The sequence below is a fragment of the Bradyrhizobium zhengyangense genome (assembly GCF_022012435.1).
Lineage (GTDB): Bacteria > Pseudomonadota > Alphaproteobacteria > Rhizobiales > Xanthobacteraceae > Bradyrhizobium > Bradyrhizobium zhengyangense.
Genome location: NZ_JAKLUA010000005.1, coordinates 105,872 through 125,122, shown reverse-complemented (window position 1 = coordinate 125,122; position 19,251 = coordinate 105,872). Strand labels below are relative to the sequence as shown.

Sequence of the window (19,251 nt, the reverse complement as noted above, 5' to 3'; positions counted from 1 at the left end):
GACCCATACTCCGTGCAGGTCATTGGGCGATGACTCCGAGTTACCTGCTCGTGCGACCACGCCTCCCGTGGTTATGGGCCCCGGCCGCCGGGGCGACGACGGAGAGACACTCGTCCACTGGCCGACATGCCTAACGAACCCTCAAAATAATCGTTCGTTTACGCACCATTAAGCTTTCGAGTTTATGACTGGAACTGTCCTCGTTTGGACACCGAGTGGCTCCTGTCCACTCTGTTTGACGCCTCCCTGTTATCAACTTTCAAAGCCGCCGGTCTCCGGCGGCTCTTTTTTTCCTCCATTTCCGGTTGAGTTCCTCGGAACGACCCGCGGAAACCATATCCGCGCTTGCCGCTGGACTCCGCGATCCCCCCGCGCAATGATTTGTTCATCATAAGCCGGCGCAAAAGCCGGACAGGTAAACAGTTGCGTAAGGGGCGTTAACCATGGAACGTTTGCAAGCCGACGGCGCTCTCGTTCAACTCAGCGAGCGGTTCACCAATTCTGCGGCGTTCGGCGTCCTGTTCCGCGAGGGCATGGATCTCGTCGAAGAGACCGCCGCTTATCTCGACGGTGCCGGCCGCACCGAGGCCAAGGCGCTCGACCGGGCCGTCAGCCTCACCTACGCGACCGAGAGCATGCGCCTCACCACGCGCCTGATGCAGCTCGCCTCATGGCTGCTGTTGCACCGTGCCGTGAAGGAAGGCGAGATGACGCTGGTCCAGGCCAACCGCGAGAAGACCAAGGTCAAGCTCACCGCCGCCGATCCCGGTCCCTCCGACACCATCGAGAAGCTGCCGACGCAGCTCCAGGATTTGATCCATCGCTCGATGAGCCTGCAGACCCGCGTGCGCCGGCTCGATAGCTCGATCCACACCCCGCCGGCCGACCACATCGCGATCGGCAACCCGCTGGTGCCGCACCTCAACGCATTGAAGGCCGCGTTCGAGCGGTAAGCTTTTCGTCATTCCGGGGCGATGCGAAGCATCGAACCCGGAATCTCGAGATTCCGGTTCGGTCCCGCGGACCGCCCCGGAATGACATGCGGAAAAACAAACACGCCCCCGGTCTCCCGGGGGCGTTTTTCGTTCCCGCCTTGCCGGCCGGATCAATCCTTTTTGAGGAAGCCCGAAAACTTCTTCTGGAAGCGCGAGACGCGGCCGCCGCGATCCATGATCTGGGCGTTGCCGCCGGTCCAGGCCGGGTGCGACTTCGGGTCGATGTCGAGGTTCAGCGTGTCACCTTCCTTGCCCCAGGTGGAGCGGGTCAGGTACTCGGTTCCGTCGGTCATGACGACCTTAATCGTATGATAATTCGGATGAATCTCGGCTTTCATGGCAATTCCTAGGGCGCCCGGCGCCTTGCTTGAGTGGCTATCGAATGACGGATTTGGCCGGGTCTATACCTCACAGCCCCCCTTAAAACAAGCCATTGTGGGGACTTGAGAACCGGGCCGTCCCCTACGGTACATCCCGGATTTGCCTCGCCCCGTGCAGCGGCCTATGTGGAGCCAACGTCTCTCTTTTGGTCGGATTCCAATGAGCGCTGTTGAACGGCTTGAAACCGGGCCCGCAGAGGCCCCGTCGATCGAAGCCGAACTGATCGAGCAACCGGCCAAGGGCCGGGCCAAGCTGCGGCCGCTGATGGCGCTCGCGCCCTACGTCGCCCGCTATCGCGGCCGCGCGGCGCTTGCCTTCGTTGCGCTGACGATTGCGGCGCTGACCACACTGCTGGTGCCGGTCGCGGTGCGCCGGATGATCGATTTCGGGCTGACGCCCGAAGGCATCGCGATGATCAACAATTACTTCTCGGTGATGATCGCGGTCGTTGCCGTGCTCGCGCTCGCGAGCGCATCGCGCTACTACCTCGTGATGACGATCGGCGAGCGCATCGTCGCCGATCTCCGGCGCGACGTGTTTGCGCATCTGCTCTCGCTGTCGCCCTCCTTCTTCGACTCCGCGCGCAGCGGCGAACTGGTGTCGCGGCTCACGGCCGACACGACGCAGATCAAATCCGCCGTCGGCGCCTCCGTGTCGATCGCGCTGCGCAATCTGATGATGTTCTTCGGCGCGGCAGCGATGATGGTGATCACCAGCCCGCGTCTCTCAGGCTTCGTACTGCTGGCGATCCCGCTGATCGTGCTGCCGCTGGTCGCGTTCGGGCGCTGGGTGCGGCGGCTGTCGCGCAATGCGCAGGACACGCTGGCGGATGCGTCCGCCTATGCCGGCGAGCTGGTCGGCGCGATCCGAACCGTGCAGGCCTATACCAGCGAAGGGCTTGCGGCGAACCGCTTTGGCGGTGAGGTCGAACAGGCCTATGAGGCCGCGCGCACGTCGACACAGGCCCGCGCGGTTCTCACCGCCATCGTCATCTTCATCGTGTTCGCAAGCGTGGTCGGCATCCTCTGGATCGGCTCGCATGACGTGCTGACCGGCACGATCACGCCGGGCCGGCTCGGCCAGTTCGTGCTCTATGCGGCCTTCGCGGCCGCAGGCCTCGGCCAGCTCAGCGAGGTCTGGGGCGAGGTGTCGGCGGCATCAGGCGCCGCCGAACGCCTGTTCGAGATTTTGCATGTGAAGCCGGAAATCGCAGCGCCCGCGGCGCCGCGCGTGCTGCCCGTGCCGGGGCGCGGCGAGGTCGGCTTCGATCGGGTCAGCTTTGCCTATCCCGCGCGGCCCGATGTCAACGTGCTCGACGCCGTGTCGTTCGCGGTGCGTCCTGGCGAGAAGGTCGCGATCGTCGGCCCGTCCGGCGCCGGCAAGAGCACGATCTTCCATTTGCTGCTGCGCTTCTACGATCCACGCGGCGGTTCGATCTCGCTCGATGGCGTGCCGGTGAGGTCCGCCGATCCGCGCGACTTCCGCTCGCGCATCGCTTTGGTGCCGCAGGAATCCAACGTGTTTGCCGCCAGCGCCCGTGAAAACATCCGCTTCGGCCGGCCCGATGCTGATGATGCCGAGGTCGAGCGTGCCGCCGATCTCGCGCATGCCAGCGAGTTCATCCGCCGCCTGCCCGAAGGCTTTGACACGCCACTCGGCGAGCGCGGCGTGACGCTGTCTGGCGGCCAGCGCCAGCGCATCGCCATCGCACGCGCCATCCTGCGCGATGCGCCGCTGCTGCTGCTCGATGAAGCGACCTCCGCACTCGATGCCGAAAGCGAGACGCTGGTGCAGACCGCGCTCGAAGAGCTGATGAAGCACCGCACCACGCTCGTCATCGCGCATCGCCTCGCCACCGTCTTGTCCTGCGACCGCATCCTGGTGATGGACCAGGGCAGGATCGTCGAGCAGGGCACCCATGCCGAGCTCGTCGCGGCGAACGGGCTTTATGCGAGGCTGGCGAGGTTACAGTTCGAGGGGGCGTGAGGCGTCGCTGATCTCACGGACACTTGGGCGAGCCCATCGGCACGTTCGGCCACGGCCAGTTCTTCCAGCTTCCGCCCTCGCCAATGCAAGGTGACCCGCCGTTGGCTGGCGCCGGGCTGTCTGTCGGAATAGGACTGTTCGTTAGCGCAGGCGAACCTGTCGTTTCAGTTGCTGCCTTGGGCGGTGAGGCCAAGCGCTGGTCGACATAAACACTCGACACATAGCCCGCGACGATGACGCCGAGAAAGACCGAAGACCCTTTGGCCAGATCGCTCAGCCGCATCGATCCTCTCCATTGGCTTGTCTTGGTATCACGCTAGCAAACCGCGCCGCGCTTTTACGTCACTGATGTCACGGCCGCCACGCCATCTTCAGTACCGGCCGTCCCGACGTCGGGTTCAAATCCTCGCCGGCATGGGCAAAGCCGTTGCGCTCATAGAAGCGAACGGCGCGGGCATTGTCCTTGTTGACCAGCAGCGTGAGGCCTGATGGCGACAGTCGCTTGGCCTCATGCACCAGCAGCCTCGCCGCGTCCGAGCCCCAATGATTGGGATCGACGACGAGCTGGTCGAGATAGCCGTCGCCGTCGATGGTGACGAAACCCGTCAGCGCGCCGTCCTGTTCCGAGACCACGATCTGGGCCTTCGGCACCAGATCCTTGCGCCAGCGTTCGCGCCACCAGTCGAGCCGCGCGGCAAAATCGATCTGCGGATAAGCCTGCTGCCAGGTCCGATGCCAGAGGTCGATCGCGGCCGCTTCGTCGGCGTCTGCGTAGGGGCGGAGGCGGAGCGCGCTCACTACCGCTCCGTCAGCTTCAGCTCGATGCGGCGGTTGCGCTTGTAGGCCTCTTCGGTGTTGGCGGTGTCGAGCGGCTGGAATTCGGCAAAGCCCGCGGCGACCAGCCGCTGGGCCGGCACGCCGAGCGAGATCAGGTATTGCACCACCGAGATCGCGCGCGCCGATGACAGGTCCCAGTTCGACTTGAAGTTCGGGCCGTTCACCGGCCGCACGTCGGTGTGACCGTCGACCCGCAGCACCCAGGCGATCTCGGCCGGGATCTTCTTGTCGAGCTCGATCAAAGCCGCCGCCACCGTGTCGAGTTCGGCGCGACCCTCGGGCAGCAGCGTTGCCTGTCCGGTGTCGAAGAACACTTCGGACTGGAACACGAAGCGGTCGCCGACCACGCGGATATCAGGACGGTTGCCGAGAATGGCACGCAGCCGCCCGAAGAACTCCGAACGATAGCGCGACAATTCCTGCACGCGCTGTGCCAGCGCCACGTTCAGGCGCGAGCCGAGATCGGCGATGCGGTTCTGCGATTCCTTGTCGCGCTTCTCGGATGCGTCGAGCGCCTCTTCGAGGGCCGCCAATTGCCGGCGCAGCGCGCTGATCTGCTGGTTCAGCACCTCGATCTGCGCCAGCGCCCGCGCCGAGACCGCCTTCTCGGAGTCGAGCGCCTTGCCGAGTTCGGCGGTCTTGCCTTGCGCGTCGTTGCCGGCGTTGGCGAGGCCTTCATAGAGGCCCTTCATCCGGTCGCGCTCGCTCTCGGCCGAGGCGAGGCCGGCCTTCAACTGCGAGACCTGGTCGTCGAGCGAGAGCTTGCCGAGTTTCTCTAGCGACAGCAGCTCGGTGAGCTGGGCGATCTTGGCGTTGAGCTGCTCCAGCGCCTTGTCCTTGCCGGTCACCTCCTGCGACAGGAAGAACTGCACGACCAGGAACACCGACAGCAGGAACACGATCGACAGCACCAGCGTCGACAGCGCGTCGACGAATCCGGGCCAGTAGTTGAAGGCGCCTTCGCTGCGGCGGCCGCGGGCTAGAGCCATGCTCGCCTCTCAAATCTGATTGCTTAACTCTTCTCGGGCTGGCGCGCGATGCGCTCCAGCAGGCGGCGGATCTCGCGGTTCTGCTCGCCCTGGCCGTCGGCCCATTCGCGGATCATCTGCTGCTCGGTGCGCATGTGCGAGACCAGCGCCTGGATCGCTTCGGCAAGGCTCGCCATCGCTGCCGTGGTGCCGCGGCTGGCGCTGCCTTCCTCGAGCACGGAGCGCAGCCGTTCCACAGCCGCTTGAAGCTCGCCGCTGGCAACGCCGCCCCCGCCAGTGCTCGCGACGGCGGAGACTTCGCCGCTGCCATACTCACGCACGGTGGTGGCGAGCCAGTCTTCGAGGTCGGTGTAGAAGCGGTTCTGCGCCTGGCTCGATTGCAGATCGAGGAAGCCGAGGATCAGCGAGCCGGCGAGGCCGAACAGCGAGCTGGAAAACGAGATGCCCATGCCGCCGAGCGGGGCGGCCAGCCCCTCCTTCAGCGTGTCGAACAGCGCGCCGGCATCGCCGCCGACCTTGAGCCCGTCGATGACCTTACCGACCGAGCCGACCGTTTCGATCAGGCCCCAGAAAGTACCGAGCAGGCCGAGGAAGACGAGGAGGCCGGTCATGTAGCGGGAGATGTCGCGGGCTTCATCCAGGCGCGTCGCGATCGAATCGAGCAGATGCCGCATCGTGGTCTGGGTGATCGACATCCGCCCGGTGCGCTCGCCACCCAGGATCATCGCCATCGGCGCCAGCAGCTTTGGGTGCCGGGCCGGCGCGAGGCCGGGATCGGCGATGCGGAAATTGTTGACCCAGGACACCTCAGGATAGAGCCGGATCACCTGGCGGAAGGCCAGCACGATGCCGATGAACAGCACCGCCCCGATCAGGGCGTTCAGCCCGGGATTGGCGAAGAAGGCCAGGATGATCTGCTTGTAGAGCACCACGCCCACCAGCGTGCACAGCACCAGGAAAACCAGCATCCGCACCAGGAAGACGCTGGGCGAGGACAGTTTTGTGTACTCGATGTCGATGGCGGAGCGGGGCGAGGCGCCTGACGGCATGGCCGGGATCATCCATTACGAAGCTTGCTTGCCTCCGCACTATGGCACAGGCCGGGTGCAAAAAAAGCGCCGGATGTGCGGATTTCGGGAAGGAGCGCGGAACCCAAAGCTGAAACCGGGCTTTGATATCCACGTATTTTGCAAAACTTCGGCATTCCACAGGCTTAGGTCGGATTTTTTGCATGGCGATGTTTCTTTGGGGATTGGCGGCCATCGCGCTCTCGCTCGCGGTCCTGATGGCATTCGCCTGGGTTGTGCAGCAGCGCAGCGGCAATTCCGGCTGGGTCGACACGATCTGGACCTTTGCGATCGGCCTGGTCGGCGCCGGCAGCGCGCTGTGGCCGCTCGCAGGCGAAGGGTCCAACATCAGGCAATGGCTGGTCGCCGGCCTCGTCGCGGTCTGGTCGCTCCGGCTCGGCACCCATATCGCGATTCGCACCGCCGGGATCACCGATGACCCCCGCTACGCCGCCTTTGCCGCGGAGTGGGGCCTCAATGCCCCCAGGCGGATGTTCATCTTCCTGCAAAACCAGGCGCTGGGCTCGGTGCCTCTGGTGTTTTCGATCTTTGTCGCCGCGCATGTCCCCGCGCCGGCCTTGCGCATTCAGGACGTCCTGGGAGCGGCGATCCTGCTGATCGGAATCGCCGGCGAGGCGCAGGCGGATGCGCAGCTGCGCCGCTTCCGGCACGACCCCGGCAACCATGGCAAGGTTTGCGACGTCGGACTGTGGCGCTGGTCGCGTCACCCCAACTACTTCTTCGAATGGTTCGGCTGGCTCGCCTATCCCGTGATCGGGCTTGCGGCGGGCTACCCCTGGGGCTGGGCCAGCCTGCTCGCGCCGATCTTCATGTATTGGATCCTGGTCCACGTCACCGGCATCCCGCCCCTGGAAGCGCAGATGCTGCGATCGCGCGGCGAGCGCTACCGCGCCTATCAATCCCGAACCAGCATGTTCTTTCCGTTGCCACCGCGAGAGGGAATGGCCGCATGAGCGTCATGTCCACGATCATCGGGACTGCCGAACGCGTGCCGCTGCCGGACCTCGTGGTCCGCGCCGCCATCCAGCGCCTGTGCTCGCGCACCGCAACGCGCCTCGCCGCGGACGCCGCCGCCGACGATGCCGCCTTCGCAGGAAAGATGATGCTGCGGCCGATCGCCGAGCATGCGGATGCCGCCAACACCCAGCACTACGAGGTGCCGCAAGGCTTCTTCGCCCAGGTGCTGGGTCCGAACCGGAAATATTCCTCCTGCTTCTACAAGACGGACGCGACCACGCTGCAGGAGGCCGAGGAGGAAGCGCTGCGTCAGACCGTCGAGCATGCGGGCCTTGCCGACGGCCAGACCATCCTCGAGCTCGGCTGCGGCTGGGGCGCGCTGTCGCTATGGATCGCGCGGCAGTTTCCGCATGCCACGGTGACCGCGGTGTCGAACTCGCAATCGCAGCGCGCCTATATCGAGGGCATCGCGCAAAGCCGCGGCCTGCTCAATCTGCGCGTCGTCACATCAGACATGAACGTGTTCGCACCCGAAGGCCAGTTCGACCGCATCGTCTCGGTCGAGATGTTCGAGCACATGATGAACTGGCGCAAGCTGATGACGCGCGTGCGGTCATGGCTCGCGCCGGACGGGCGCTTCTTCATGCACATCTTCACCCATCGCGCCGGCTCCTACGTGTTCGACCGCGCCAATCGCGAGGACTGGATCGCGCAGCATTTCTTCACCGGCGGCGTGATGCCGAGCCATCAGCTCGTCAGGCAATATGCCGATATCTTCCAGGTCGAGAAGGAATGGCGCTGGAGCGGCACGCATTATCAGCGCACCGCGATGGACTGGCTCGCCAATTTCGACGCGCATCGCGACGCGATCGAAGCCGCCTTGCGCAACGTCTATGGCGATGAGACTCACCTATGGATGCGGCGCTGGCGCTGGTTCTTCCTCGCCACCGCAGGCCTGTTCGGCTACGCCGACGGAACGGAGTGGGGCGTCAGCCACTACCGGATGAAGGCGACGGATTGATTGCGATGTTCTGTCGCAGAGCGCCGCGACGGAACCTGACTCACAATCCGGTGAGTCCCGAAAATCAGCCTGAACTCAGCGCGATAGCCCGTGTGACATTGAGCCGCCTGCTGCATGCATTGCGTCGCAGCACGTCCATTCTATTTTGATCGCATCAGTCGCGCAGCATTGTCCAGGACGGGCGTTGCGCGTGCTCGATCAGTTTCAACAATCTTGGGGCACTTAACTTCATGTCAGGACTTCGAGCGCGATCGGCATGCGTTGCAATGATGCTCGCGGCCCTTGCGCCGCTGCTTGCTGCTTGCGACGAATCTTCCTCCGCCGTCTCCGCCGCCCAACCTGTCGAACCCGACGTCAGCATCGTCACGGTCAAGCCACAGCCGCGCGCCGTGGTGCGCGAGCTGCCGGGTCGGATTTCGCCGACGCGCGTCGCCGAAGTGCGCCCGCGCGTCTCAGGCATCGTGGTCGAGCGGCTGTTTCGCCAGGGCAGTGAGGTGAAGGCCGGCGATCCGCTCTATCGGATCGATCCACGCCCGTTCGAGGTCGAGGTGATGGCCAATGAGGCCGGGCTTGCCAAGGCCGAGGCCGCGTTGATGCAGGCGCAGCAGCAGGCGCGCCGTATCGCGACGCTGACCAGCCAGCGCGCTGCGCCCGAAGCCGAGAACGAAAAGACCATCGCCGCCGAGCGTCAGGCCCAGGCCGAGGTCGAGGGCCGCAAGGCCGATCTCGCGCGCGCCAAGCTCAATCTCGATTACGCGACCGTGCGCGCGCCGATCGACGGCGTGGTCGGCGCTGCCCTTGTCAGCGAGGGCGCGCTGGTCGTGCAAAACGAGACGAATCTCGCCACCGTGCAGCAGCTCGATCCTGTCTATGCCGACTTCACCCAGTCGGTGACCGAGCTCAATCAGCTCCGTCGCGCCTTCGAAAGCGGCGATCTCGATCGCATCGAGTCCGATGCCGTCAAGGTGCGCCTCGTGCTCGACGACAACAGCCTCTACGGGCTCGACGGCAAGCTGCTGTTCTCCGAGGCCAAGGTCGACGCCCATACCGGCCAGGTGACCTTGCGCGGCGAGTTTCGCAATCCCAAACGCGAGCTGCTGCCGGGCATGTATGTGCGCGTTCGTCTCGACCAGGGTCTCGACAGCGATGCGATCGCGGTGCCGCAGCAGGCGGTCCAGCGCAATGGCGGCGGCGGCAGCGAGGTGTTCGTCGTCAAGGACGACAACCGCATCGCGGTGCAGCCTGTTCGCACCGGCTCGGTGCAGGACGGCATCTGGTTCGTCACCGATGGCCTGAAGGCCGGCGACAAGGTTGTGGTCGAAGGCTTCCAGAAATTTGCAGCCGGCGACAAGGTCAAGCCGCAATCCTGGTCCGAGGCCGAGGCGAGCGCGGACAACAGACACGCCCTCAAGGTCACGCGGTAGCTGATCATGCCGAGCTTCTTCATCGACAGGCCGATCTTCGCCTGGGTCGTCGCGCTGTTCATCTGTCTGATCGGCGCGATCTCGATCCCGCTGCTGCCGATCGCGCAATATCCGATCATCGCGCCGCCCTCGATCTCGATCTCGACGAGCTATCCGGGCGCCTCGCCGGAGAACCTCTACAACAGCGTCACCCGCCTGATCGAGGAGGAGCTCAACGGCGCTTCCGGCATCCTCAATTTCGAATCGACCAGCGACTCGCTCGGCCAGGTCGAGATCACAGCCAACTTCCAGCCGGGCACCGACACCAGCGCGGCCTCGGTCGAGGTACAGAACCGCATCAAGCGGGTCGAGGCGCGCCTGCCGCGCGCGGTGATCCAGCAAGGCATCTTGATCGAGGAAGCCTCCAGCGCGGTGCTGCAGATCATCACGCTGAACTCGACCGACGGCAGCCTAGACGAAGTCGGACTCGGCGACTTCATGATCCGCAACGTGCTCGGCGAGATCCGCCGCATCCCCGGCGTCGGCCGCGCCACGCTCTATTCGACCGAGCGCAGCCTTCGCGTCTGGGTCGATCCGGCCAAGCTCGTCGGCTATGGGCTCACGGCTGACGACGTCAACAAGGCGATATCAGCGCAGAACGCGCAGGTCGCCTCAGGCAGCATCGGAGCCGAGCCGTCGACCGCGACACAGCGCACCTCAGCGCTGGTTCTGGTCAAGGGCCAGCTGTCCTCGCCGGACGAGTTCGGTGCCATCATCCTGCGCGCCAATGCCGACGGCTCGACCGTGCGGCTGCGCGATGTCGCGCGCATCGAGGTCGGCGGCCTCAGCTATCAGTTCAACACCCGCCTCGACGGCAAGCCGACCGCGGGTCTCTCCGTTCTGATGTCGCCGACCGGCAACGCGCTGGCGACGGCGAGCGCCGTGGAAGCGAAGATGAAGGAGCTGTCGCGCTTCTTCCCGGCCAATATCTCTTACGAAATCCCCTACAATATCACGCCCGTGGTCGAGGCCTCGATCAAGAAGGTGCTGACGACGCTGCTGGAGGCCGTGGTGCTGGTCTTCGTGGTGATGTTCCTGTTTCTCCAGAACATCCGCTACACCATCATCCCGACCATCGTTGTCCCGGTGGCGCTGCTGGGCGCCTGCACCATTCTGCTGCTCGCCGGCTATTCCATCAACATGCTCAGCATGTTCGGTATGGTGCTCGCGGTCGGTATCCTCGTCGACGACGCCATCGTGGTGGTCGAGAACGTCGAGCGCATCATGGCCGAGGAAGGCCTGTCGCCGAAGGAGGCGACGCGCAAAGCCATGTCGCAGATCACCAGTGCCATCATCGGCATCACGCTGGTGTTGATGGCGGTGTTCGTACCGATGGCGTTCTTCCCGGGTTCGGTCGGCATCATCTACCGCCAGTTCTCCGTGACGATGGTCGCGGCGATCGGCTTCTCCGCCTTCCTGGCGCTGTCGCTGACGCCTGCGCTGTGCGCGACCCTGCTCAAGCCCGTCGCGGCCGGTCACGGCCACGCGAAGAGGGGCGTGTTCGGCTGGTTCAACCGCATGCTCGAAGGTGGCAAGGAAGGTTATTCCCGCACGGTCGGCTTCTCGCTGAAGCGCACCGGCCGCCTGATGCTGGTCTATGCCGCGCTGCTGGCAGGTCTGTCCTGGGCCTTCGTCAGCCTGCCCGGCGGCTTCCTGCCGGTCGACGACCAGGGCTTTGTCACCACCGACGTGCAGACGCCGTCGGACTCGTCCTACGGCCGCACCGAGGCCGTGATCGAGAAGGTTGAAAAATATCTGGCGCAGCGGCCGGGCGTGGACAACGTCACCTTCCTCACCGGCTTCAGCTTCTCGGGCCAGGGCATGAACACCGCGCAGGCGTTCATCACCTTGAAGGACTGGTCGGAGCGCGGGCCGAAGGAGTCGGCCGCCGCCATCGTCAACGACATCAATCGCGACCTGTCGGCCTCGATCCGCGACGCAAAAATCTCGGCGTTGCAGCCGCCGCCGATCGACAATCTCGGCAACTCCTCCGGCTTCTCGTTCCGCCTGCAGGATCGCGGTCAGAAAGGCTATCCGGCCCTGATGCGCGCCGCCGATCAGCTGATCGCGGAGGCCAATGCGAGCCCGGTGCTGCAGAAGGTCTATATTGAAGGCCTGCCTGAAGCCGGCGTCGTCAATCTCGTGATCGACCGCGAGAAGGCCGGCGCCTTCGGCGTCACCTTCGAGGATATCAACAACACGATCTCGACCAATCTCGGCTCGAACTACATCAACGACTTCCCGAACCGCGGCCGCATGCAGCGCGTCGTGGTGCAGGCCGACAGCCGCGACCGCATGAAGACCGAGGACATTCTCAACTACAACGTCAAGAACAGTCGCGGCCAGCTTGTGCCGTTCTCCTCCTTCGCGACGGTCGAATGGTCGCGCGGCCCGACCCAGATCGCCGGCTTCAATTATTATCCGGCCGTGCGCATCTCGGGCGAAGCAAAGCCCGGCTTCACCTCGGGCGATGCCATCGCCGAGATGGAGAAGCTTGCCGGCAAGCTGCCGCGCGGATTCGGCTATGAGTGGACCGGCCAGTCGCTGCAGGAAAAGCTGTCGGGCTCGCAGGCGCCGTTCCTGCTCGCGCTCTCGGTCTTCGTGGTGTTCCTGTGTCTCGCCGCGCTCTATGAGAGCTGGACCATTCCGCTCGCGGTGCTGCTCACCGTGCCGCTCGGTATCGTCGGTGCGGTGGTAGCGGCCATGCTGCGCGGCCTGCCCAACGACGTCTATTTCACCGTCGGCCTGATCACCATCATCGGCCTCGCCGCCAAGGACGCGATCCTCATCATCGAGTTCGCCAAGGATTTGCGCAAAGAAGGCAAGCCACTGGTCGAAGCGACGATCGAGGCCTGCCGCCTGCGCTTCCGTCCCATTTTGATGACCGGTCTTGCCTTCATCTGCGGCGTGCTGCCGATGGCGATTGCCCACGGCGCTGGCGGCGCCAGCCAGCAGGCGCTCGGCAGCGTCGTGATGGGCGGCATGATCGCCGTGGTGATCCTGGCGCTGCTGATGGTGCCGGTGTTCTTCGTCTCGGTGCAGCGCGTGCTGGCGGGGGACAGGGAGAAGGTGGGGGCGAAGGAAGGCGAGGCCTATGGGCCGCCGGCGCCAGTAAGGCCATAGGGCACACTGTCATTCCGGGGCGCGCGTAGCGCGAGCCCGGAATGACGAGCGGAGCTTGCCTTCCCGGGTTCGTCGATCCAGAGTGCATCCCTGATTGAACGAACGTGCAGTCGCACTGCGCTGCGAATGCACACCTGCCGATGGTGAGCACCTGATGCGTCCGACCGATATTGCGATCTCGAACTATCGCTCGATTCGGCGGCTCTCCCTACCCATCCACCCCCTGTCCGTGTTCGTGGGTGAGAACGGCGTCGGCAAATCCAATCTGTACAAATCCCTGTCGCTGTTGCGCGACGCGGCGACCGGGCGGATCACGCGCACGATCGCCGAGGAGGGCGGACTGAATTCAATCTGCTGGTCAGGCATCCGCAAACGTGGCGAGGATGGACGCCTGCGATTGTCGGCGAGATTCGATCGCCTGAAATATTCTATTGAGATCGGATTTCCTGCCCCCGCTGAGGCGGCGTTTTCCGGCGAGCCGATGATCAAGGGAGAAAGCATCGAGGCGACGCAGGGCAAGCGAACGGTTCTACTGATGGAGCGGAAGAATTCGCTCGTCAGCATCCGCGACGACAGCGGCGCATGGAGCAGCCACAAGGATGCCGTGCTGCCGTCCGAGCCGGCGCTTGCGGGCTTTTTCGACGGCAAGGAATGCCCTGAAATCGATGTGATCAGAAACGCAATGCTGGGCTGGCGCTTCTATCACGACTTTCGCACCGATCCGGCGTCGCCGATACGAAAGCCTTGCCTCGCGGTCACGACGCCCTCGCTCAGTGCCGATGGCAGCGATTTGGCGGCCGCCCTGGCGACACTCTATACCATCAGGGGAGACGCCACCGACCTGCAGGACGCGATCCAGGATGCATTCCCGGGCGCTGAGCTCCGCGCGTGGGAACAAAACGGCCTGTGTGAGTTCGATCTGCAACTCGAAGACATGCCGCGTCCGTTTGGGGCTCATGAACTGTCCGACGGGACGCTGAAATACATCTGCCTGCTGGCGGTGTTCATGGGCTACCGGCTTCCGCCGTTCATTGCGCTGAACGAGCCCGAGACCAGCCTGCACCCGTCGCTGCTGGCGCCATTGGCCCGGCTGATCGTCAAGGCATCGGCCCGCGCCGACATCTGGATCGTGACCCACTCGGAGCAGCTGATGGAAGCCTTGCGAAGCGAGAGCTCGGTCCCGCTTCGCCGGGTGATCAAGTCAAAAGGCGCCACGATGATCGAGGGCCTGACCCTCGGCGGCGAATATCGTGACGAGGAGGCCGACGACGACGATTCTTAGTCGCTGCGGGTCGAACCGCCGGGTGACTACGCCGGCCGCTTCAAAATCTTCACCAGCTCCCCGTGCACGTACTCATTGCCGCACACGACGTCGCCCGTGACCAGCGCATCGCCCGATGTGTTGATGTCGGTCACCGTGCCGCCCGCTTCGCGCACCATCAGCATGCCGGCGGCGATGTCCCAGGACTGCAGATTGCGCTCCCAGTAGCCGTCGAGGCGGCCGGCGGCGACGAAGGCGAGGTCGAGGGAGGCGGCGCCGAAGCGGCGCAGGCCCGCGACGCGGTCCTGGATCGCGGTCATCTCGCGGCGGAATTCCTCGTGGTCGCCGCGGCCGATATGGGGCAGGCCGCAGGCCACCACGCATTCGTTGAGCTGGCGACGGCCGGCGACACGCAGGCGCTGGTCGTTGAGGAAGGCGCCCTTGCCGCGCTCGGCGATGTACAGCTCGTCATTGGCGGGGTTGTAGATCACGCCGGCGATGATCGTACCCTCGCGCACGAGGCCGATCGAGATCGCGAATTGCGGGATGCCGTGCAGGAAGTTGGTGGTGCCATCAAGGGGATCGACGACCCAGGTGTGGCTCCTGTCGGTGCCCTCGCGCGTACCGCCCTCTTCGCCGATGAAGCCGTAGCCGGGCCGGGCCTTGGCGAGGTCCTGGTAGAGGATCTCTTCGGCGCGCTTGTCGGCGAGCGAGACGAAATTGGCCGGCCCCTTCAGCGAGACCTGGAGATGCTCGATCTCGCCGAGATCGCGCTTGAGGCTGCGGCCGGCGCGGCGCGCGGCTTTGACCATGACGTTGATAGTGGCGGAATACAGCATGAGCTCTGGTCTTGATCGGGGGGAGGGGGCGCGAAAGGGCGCCATTTGAGGAGATTGGGTGCCCCGCGAGGGGCCAAAGGTCAAGTCATTCAGGTCACCTGCGGGTCGTTTGCAGGCCATTTGGCGTCAGGTCATTTGGTCCCAAGCCATTTCTTGGCGGCGGCCTCCGCCTTGGCGCGGTCGTCTGCAGGCAGGTCGGACAGCTCCTTGTCGAGCTCCGGATCGCCCTTGCCTGATGTTTTGGCCACCAGGTGCCATTTGAAACCCTCGATCTTGTCCACGGGCGTGCCCATGCCGTTGATCAGCACCCAGGCCAGGCGGTTCTGCGCGATCGCGCTGCCCTGGCGGGAGGCCTTGCGCAGCAACGCCACGGCCGCGGGCTGGTTCTTCGGCGTGCCGGTGCCGTTGAACATGGCGATGGCGTATTCGACCTCGGCATCGACATTGTCGGCGAGCGAAGCCGCCTGCAGCAGCCGCACCGATCGTTCGGGATCTTTCGGCACCCCGGTCCCTTCCTTGTAGAAGGTCGCAAGCGCGTATTGCGCCTCGGGCAGTCCGGCGTCGGCTGCCTGGCGCAATAGCTCGGCGGAACGCTTGACGTCCTGCGGCAGGGTCTGTCCGTCAAGATAAAGCAGAGCGAGATTGTAGGCCGCCTTGGGCTCGCCGAGCTTGGCGGCTGAGGCCATCAGCTTGACCGCCTCGCCCTTGTCGACCGGGCCGCCGCGGCCGGCCATGCGCAGCATGGCCAGCGCAAACATCGCCTCGCGGTCGCCGGCATCGGAGGCGCGCTTGTACCACTCGACCGCCTTGGCGTAGTCGCGCCTGATGCCCATGGCGTTGGAATAGAGCTCGCCCAGCATTGTCATGGCCTTGGCGTCGCCGGTCTGGGCGCGCGCGCTGGCGAGGTCGAAGGCGGTCTTGTACTGGCCGCGCTGATAGGCGCCGAACACCAGGTCGACATTGGAATTGTCGGTCGCCGGCGCCGGGATCACGGTTGCCGGCAGCGTCGGGCTCGGCGAGGCCGACGGCTTTGGCGCCGGCTCCTTCTTCTTGGCGATCGTGTGCGGCGCGACCTTTGGTTTCTCCTTCGTCGATTCCTTGGCCTTCTGCTTGTCGGGCGGAGGGCTCGGGATCGTGGCCGGCGGCGTGATCTGGAGCTGCGCGGCCGCAGGCGCCGCCAGCAGCAGCGTGGCCAGGAGGGTGATGCGCGGGAGCGTCATGTCGGCTGCTAGCTCTCGCCCACGGCGGCCGCCGTGAAGGCCTTCTTGATCGCGGCGTCGGCCTCGATCAGCGCGGCCTTGGGCCCGCGCGGGTCGGCCCAGATGAAATCGCCGACCAGCACGAAATCGGCGCCGCTGGCGGCGAAGTCGTAGGCCTCTTCGATCGAGGTGGCGAAGCCGACACAGGGCGGCTCGAACAGCTCGGCCCACCAGTCCAGCCGCTCGGCGATCGCCTGGGCCTGGGGACGCTGGCCTTTCGCGTCAGGCTCGCCGAACAGCACGTAATCCGCGCCCATCTCGCCCGCGTTCATGGATTCGTGGCGCGTTTCGAGCCCGCCGACGCCGGCGATGCGATCCGGTTTCAGCGACGGCATGGCATCTTCCAGCGCCGCGATATTTGAAAGATGCGCACCATCGGCGCCGCCGCGCGCGACGATTTCAGGATGGCCGTCGACGAGCAGGGCCGCGCCGGCGTTCTGCACGACCGGCGCCAGCGCCTTGATCCGCGAGATCATGGTGCGCTGGTCGGTCTCCTTCAGCCGCACCAGCACGGCCGCGACATCGGCGGCTGCGAGCAGATCAGGCAATGCCGCGAGGACCGAAGCGGGATCATCGACGTCTGGCGTCGCGAGATAGAGACGCGGCGCCGGGCGCGGCGGAGGCGATTTGTTCGACAAGATCTAGGCTGCCTTCTTTTCCAGGCTGCTTTGCCATTCGCCTTTGGAGGCGAGGCCGTTCATGCGGGCGCGATGACTGAATGCGTTTTGCCCGGCCGTAACATTCTCGGGCCTGCCCGACCAGGCCTTCTGTGGCGCGGCTTGCAGCGCGCGGCCGTAGGAGAAGGTCAGGCCCCAGGGCAGCGGGCCAAGCTTGTGCATGGCGTTGAGATGCGCGGTCGCCTCCTCGTCCGACTGGCCACCGGAGAGGAAGGCGATGCCTGGCACGGCCGCGGGCACGCAGGCTTTCAGCAGGCGGATCGTCTTCTCCGCGACTTCTTCGACGGAGGCCTGCTTTGGGCATTTCTTGCCTGAGATCGCCATGTTCGGCTTCAGCACCATGCCTTCGAGCGCGACGCGCTGCACCCGCAATTCCTGGAACGTCTTGTTGAGCACGCGGCTCGTGACCTCATAGCATCGGTCGATGTCGTGATCGCCGTCCATCAGCACCTCCGGCTCGACGATCGGCACGATCTGCGCGGCCTGGCACAGCGCGGCGTAGCGCGCCAGCGCATGGGCATTGACGCTGATCGCGGTCATCGAAGGAATCCCGCTGCCGATATCGATCACCGCGCGCCATTTGGCGAAGCGCGCGCCGCGCTCGTAATATTTCTTCAGCCGCTCGGCGAGCTTGTCGAGGCCGACGGTGATTGTTTCACCCGGGCACATCGGTAAGCCTTGCGTGCCCTCGTCGACCTTGATGCCGGGAATGGCGCCGCTCTGCTCGATCAATTTCACCAGCGGCGTGCCGTCCTTGGCATCCTGCCAGATCGTCTCGTCATAGAGGATCACGCCGGAGATGTACTGGCTCATGGCCTCCTTGGAGCGGAACAGCATCTCGCGATAGTCGCGGCGGTTGCCTTCCGTCGATTCCACGCCGATCGCGTCGAACCGCTTCTTGATGGTGCCGGAGGATTCGTCGGCGGCAAGGATGCCCTTGCCTGATACGACCATGGCGGTCGCAACCCTGTTGAGCTCAGTCAGATTCATCGAGAGGTCCTCCCAAAACGATTCTGCCCTTGCCTGTGAAAATAGACGGTTCTCGGGCAATTGCCGAGTTAACGTTGGTCGCAGGGTAAAAGGGGGGGACATCGGTCATTCCGGGGCGCGCCCCTTGGCGCGAGCCGGAATCCATTGATCCGCGTCGACGGTGGCACCATGGATTCCGGGCTCGCCGCTTTGCGGCGCCCCGGAATGACGGGAGTGGGTGCCTGCGGAGCGGTCTTACGCCACCCACGCGATCGCTTACGCGACGCGGGGATCCAGCTCGCCCTTGGCGTAGCGCTTGGCCATGTCGGCGGGGGTCAGGATCTTCTTGAACTTGGAGGCCTGGCCTGCGGTGTTGAACTCCTGCAGCCGCTGCTTGCACAGCTTGGTCATGGCTTCCATCGCCGGCTTCAGATATTTGCGCGGATCGAACTCTTCCGGGTTGTCCTTGAGCACTTTCCGGATCTGGCCGGTCATGGCCATGCGGTTGTCGGTGTCGATGTTGATCTTGCGCACGCCGTTCTTGATACCGCGCTGGATCTCGGCGACCGGCACGCCCCAGGTCGGCTTCATCTTGCCGCCATAGGCATTGATGATGTCCTGCAGGTCCTGCGGCACCGAGGAGGAACCGTGCATGACCAGATGCGTGTTCGGCAGCTTGCGGTGGATCTCCTCGATCACGTTCATGGCGAGGATGTCGCCGTCGGGCTTCCGGGTGAACTTGTAGGCGCCGTGCGAGGTGCCCATGGCGATCGCCAGCGCGTCGACCTTGGTCTCCTGCACGAACTTCACGGCCTCGTCCGGATTGGTCAGCAGCTGGTCGTGAGAGAGCTTGCCCTCGGCGCCGTGGCCGTCTTCCTTGTCGCCCATGCCTGTTTCGAGCGAGCCGAGCACCCCTAACTCGCCCTCAACCGAGATGCCGCCGAGATGGGCCATGTCGGTCACGGTCTTGGTGACGCCGACATTGTAGGTCCAGTCGCCGGGGGTCTTGCCGTCGGCCTTGAGCGAGCCGTCCATCATCACCGAGGTGAAGCCGGCCTGGATCGCGGTCATGCAGGTCGCGGCCTCGTTGCCGTGGTCGAGATGCACGCAGACCGGGATGTGCGGATAGATCTCGGTCACCGCGTCCATCATGTGCTTGAGCATGACGTCGTTGGCGTAGGAACGCGCGCCGCGCGAGGCCTGGATGATGACGGGCGCGTCGACCTGGTTGGCCGCGTCCATGATCGCCAGCGCCTGCTCCATGTTGTTGATGTTGAAGGCCGGTACGCCGTAATCGTTCTCAGCCGCATGGTCGAGCAATTGACGCAACGTGATCCGAGCCATCTGTTTTTCTCTCCGTTTGGGCCTGAGGGCCGCTTGTTTCCTGCCGTTTGATTACTTGCTGC

Annotated in this window: 17 protein-coding genes; 7 read left to right on the top strand and 10 right to left on the bottom strand. The window is 64.8% G+C overall.

From position 1 onward, the window contains the following. Positions 1-443 precede the first annotated feature (443 nt). A complete protein-coding gene (rcdA, locus tag L6637_RS17670; protein ID WP_237863049.1) occupies positions 444-953 on the top strand; it encodes a protease adaptor protein RcdA in 510 nt (169 codons plus the stop codon). A gap of 152 nt (positions 954-1,105) precedes the next feature. On the opposite strand, the gene rpmE is transcribed toward rcdA, so the two are convergent. Next, positions 1,106-1,333, bottom strand: a complete 228-nt coding sequence (gene rpmE / locus L6637_RS17665) for a 50S ribosomal protein L31 (protein ID WP_025034016.1) — start codon at positions 1,331-1,333, stop codon at positions 1,106-1,108. A 202-nt stretch (positions 1,334-1,535) separates the two neighbouring features. On the opposite strand from rpmE, the gene L6637_RS17660 reads away from it, so the two are divergent. Next, positions 1,536-3,362, top strand: a complete 1,827-nt coding sequence (locus tag L6637_RS17660; protein ID WP_237863048.1) for an ABC transporter ATP-binding protein/permease — start codon at positions 1,536-1,538, stop codon at positions 3,360-3,362. A 13-nt stretch (positions 3,363-3,375) separates the two neighbouring features. On the opposite strand, the gene L6637_RS17655 is transcribed toward L6637_RS17660, so the two are convergent. From L6637_RS17655 to L6637_RS17640, 4 genes are all read right to left on the bottom strand, one after another. Beyond that, positions 3,376-3,645, bottom strand: coding sequence for a hypothetical protein (locus L6637_RS17655; RefSeq protein WP_237863047.1), 270 nt, complete (start codon positions 3,643-3,645; stop codon positions 3,376-3,378). A 68-nt stretch (positions 3,646-3,713) separates the two neighbouring features. Further along, complete coding sequence (locus L6637_RS17650) at positions 3,714-4,160, bottom strand: GNAT family N-acetyltransferase (protein WP_237871627.1); 447 nt, start codon at positions 4,158-4,160, stop codon at positions 3,714-3,716. Beyond that, positions 4,160-5,188: a peptidoglycan -binding protein gene (locus L6637_RS17645; protein WP_237863045.1), complete on the bottom strand. Its 1,029-nt coding sequence runs from the start codon at positions 5,186-5,188 to the stop codon at positions 4,160-4,162. The genes L6637_RS17650 and L6637_RS17645 overlap by 1 nt, the downstream gene beginning before the upstream one ends. 23 nt (positions 5,189-5,211) lie before the next feature. Then, positions 5,212-6,237: a flagellar motor protein MotA gene (locus tag L6637_RS17640; RefSeq protein ID WP_237863044.1), complete on the bottom strand. Its 1,026-nt coding sequence runs from the start codon at positions 6,235-6,237 to the stop codon at positions 5,212-5,214. A 182-nt stretch (positions 6,238-6,419) separates the two neighbouring features. Here L6637_RS17640 and L6637_RS17635 point away from each other — a divergent pair, with 182 nt between their 5' ends. The 5 genes from L6637_RS17635 to L6637_RS17615 all read left to right on the top strand — a co-directional run bounded on the left by L6637_RS17635 (position 6,420) and on the right by L6637_RS17615 (position 14,122). Then, positions 6,420-7,229 carry a DUF1295 domain-containing protein gene (locus L6637_RS17635; protein ID WP_237871624.1) on the top strand — a complete coding sequence of 270 codons (810 nt, stop codon included), beginning with the start codon at positions 6,420-6,422 and terminating at the stop codon, positions 7,227-7,229. Further along, positions 7,226-8,254 (top strand): SAM-dependent methyltransferase, encoded by a 1,029-nt coding sequence (locus L6637_RS17630; protein ID WP_237871622.1) that lies wholly within the window; start codon positions 7,226-7,228, stop codon positions 8,252-8,254. Before L6637_RS17635 ends, L6637_RS17630 begins: the two co-directional genes overlap by 4 nt. Before the next feature lie 230 nt (positions 8,255-8,484). After that, complete coding sequence (locus L6637_RS17625; protein ID WP_237863041.1) at positions 8,485-9,678, top strand: efflux RND transporter periplasmic adaptor subunit; 1,194 nt, start codon at positions 8,485-8,487, stop codon at positions 9,676-9,678. A 6-nt stretch (positions 9,679-9,684) separates the two neighbouring features. Further along, positions 9,685-12,840, top strand: a complete 3,156-nt coding sequence (locus L6637_RS17620) for a multidrug efflux RND transporter permease subunit (protein WP_237871619.1) — start codon at positions 9,685-9,687, stop codon at positions 12,838-12,840. Between the two features lie 154 nt (positions 12,841-12,994). Beyond that, a complete protein-coding gene (locus L6637_RS17615) occupies positions 12,995-14,122 on the top strand; it encodes an AAA family ATPase (RefSeq protein ID WP_237871617.1) in 1,128 nt (375 codons plus the stop codon). 26 nt (positions 14,123-14,148) lie between these two features. Here L6637_RS17615 and L6637_RS17610 read toward each other — a convergent pair whose 3' ends face one another. The 5 genes from L6637_RS17610 to fba all read right to left on the bottom strand — a co-directional run bounded on the left by L6637_RS17610 (position 14,149) and on the right by fba (position 19,189). Then, positions 14,149-14,940, bottom strand: a complete 792-nt coding sequence (locus tag L6637_RS17610; RefSeq protein ID WP_237871615.1) for an inositol monophosphatase family protein — start codon at positions 14,938-14,940, stop codon at positions 14,149-14,151. Positions 14,941-15,071: 131 nt separating this feature from the next. Beyond that, positions 15,072-16,160: a tetratricopeptide repeat protein gene (locus L6637_RS17605; RefSeq protein WP_237871613.1), complete on the bottom strand. Its 1,089-nt coding sequence runs from the start codon at positions 16,158-16,160 to the stop codon at positions 15,072-15,074. A gap of 8 nt (positions 16,161-16,168) precedes the next feature. Continuing rightward, a complete protein-coding gene (locus L6637_RS17600) occupies positions 16,169-16,837 on the bottom strand; it encodes a thiamine phosphate synthase (RefSeq protein WP_237871611.1) in 669 nt (222 codons plus the stop codon). 3 nt (positions 16,838-16,840) lie between these two features. Further along, the gene (locus L6637_RS17595; protein ID WP_237871609.1) at positions 16,841-17,866 is read right to left on the bottom strand and encodes a class I fructose-bisphosphate aldolase; all 1,026 of its coding nucleotides are present in this window, start codon (positions 17,864-17,866) and stop codon (positions 16,841-16,843) included. Positions 17,867-18,121: 255 nt separating this feature from the next. Then, complete coding sequence (gene fba, locus L6637_RS17590) at positions 18,122-19,189, bottom strand: class II fructose-bisphosphate aldolase (protein WP_128949805.1); 1,068 nt, start codon at positions 19,187-19,189, stop codon at positions 18,122-18,124. Between the last annotated feature and the right edge of the window lie 62 nt (positions 19,190-19,251).

What these genes read in the sequence shown, in the direction of transcription:
- rcdA (WP_237863049.1), top strand. Translation starts at nt 444, where the DNA reads ATGGAACGTTTGCAAGCCGACGGCGCTCTCGTTCAACTCAGCGAGCGG.
- rpmE (WP_025034016.1), bottom strand. Translation starts at nt 1,333, where the DNA reads ATGAAAGCCGAGATTCATCCGAATTATCATACGATTAAGGTCGTCATG.
- L6637_RS17660 (WP_237863048.1), top strand. Translation starts at nt 1,536, where the DNA reads ATGAGCGCTGTTGAACGGCTTGAAACCGGGCCCGCAGAGGCCCCGTCG.
- L6637_RS17655 (WP_237863047.1), bottom strand. Translation starts at nt 3,645, where the DNA reads ATGCGGCTGAGCGATCTGGCCAAAGGGTCTTCGGTCTTTCTCGGCGTC.
- L6637_RS17645 (WP_237863045.1), bottom strand. Translation starts at nt 5,188, where the DNA reads ATGGCTCTAGCCCGCGGCCGCCGCAGCGAAGGCGCCTTCAACTACTGG.
- L6637_RS17640 (WP_237863044.1), bottom strand. Translation starts at nt 6,237, where the DNA reads ATGCCGTCAGGCGCCTCGCCCCGCTCCGCCATCGACATCGAGTACACA.
- L6637_RS17635 (WP_237871624.1), top strand. Translation starts at nt 6,420, where the DNA reads ATGGCGATGTTTCTTTGGGGATTGGCGGCCATCGCGCTCTCGCTCGCG.
- L6637_RS17630 (WP_237871622.1), top strand. Translation starts at nt 7,226, where the DNA reads ATGAGCGTCATGTCCACGATCATCGGGACTGCCGAACGCGTGCCGCTG.
- L6637_RS17625 (WP_237863041.1), top strand. Translation starts at nt 8,485, where the DNA reads ATGTCAGGACTTCGAGCGCGATCGGCATGCGTTGCAATGATGCTCGCG.
- L6637_RS17620 (WP_237871619.1), top strand. Translation starts at nt 9,685, where the DNA reads ATGCCGAGCTTCTTCATCGACAGGCCGATCTTCGCCTGGGTCGTCGCG.
- L6637_RS17615 (WP_237871617.1), top strand. Translation starts at nt 12,995, where the DNA reads ATGCGTCCGACCGATATTGCGATCTCGAACTATCGCTCGATTCGGCGG.
- L6637_RS17610 (WP_237871615.1), bottom strand. Translation starts at nt 14,940, where the DNA reads ATGCTGTATTCCGCCACTATCAACGTCATGGTCAAAGCCGCGCGCCGC.
- L6637_RS17605 (WP_237871613.1), bottom strand. Translation starts at nt 16,160, where the DNA reads ATGACGCTCCCGCGCATCACCCTCCTGGCCACGCTGCTGCTGGCGGCG.
- L6637_RS17595 (WP_237871609.1), bottom strand. Translation starts at nt 17,866, where the DNA reads ATGAATCTGACTGAGCTCAACAGGGTTGCGACCGCCATGGTCGTATCA.
- fba (WP_128949805.1), bottom strand. Translation starts at nt 19,189, where the DNA reads ATGGCTCGGATCACGTTGCGTCAATTGCTCGACCATGCGGCTGAGAAC.